1 protein-coding gene is annotated in these 253 nt (G+C 28.5%); it reads right to left on the bottom strand.

Annotated elements, in window-relative coordinates; genetic code table 11:
* The coding region (locus AACQ14_RS24020) for a hypothetical protein (RefSeq protein WP_339366064.1) at positions 1–253 on the bottom strand (253 nt) is incomplete at both ends.

Below are 253 nucleotides of genomic sequence, written 5' to 3'. Positions count from 1 at the left end.
AGAAAAACTCAGTTTTTTTATCTATACTACTAGTAACAAAAAGATTTTCATTAATTCTCAATGTCGTTTGTAAAAAACTATCAAAACTAAAAGCTCCCAATCGTTTTATAGGACTTATTTGTATTAAAGTTTTCTTAATAGTATTTGCATAAACTCGGTAATACGGAATTAAGTCCGTCAATAATTCTTCCTCTACTTGCGAAAGTTTGTCAAGTTGTTCTTCGAAATCATCATCCAAAATTCCATTTGTTTG

Origin of the sequence: Vallitalea maricola (assembly GCF_036985595.1) — a bacterium.
Taxonomy (GTDB): Bacteria; Bacillota; Clostridia; order Lachnospirales; family Vallitaleaceae; genus Vallitalea; species Vallitalea maricola.
The sequence above is the reverse complement of the archived record's forward strand: the minus strand, read 5'-3'. Positions and strand labels throughout refer to the sequence as shown.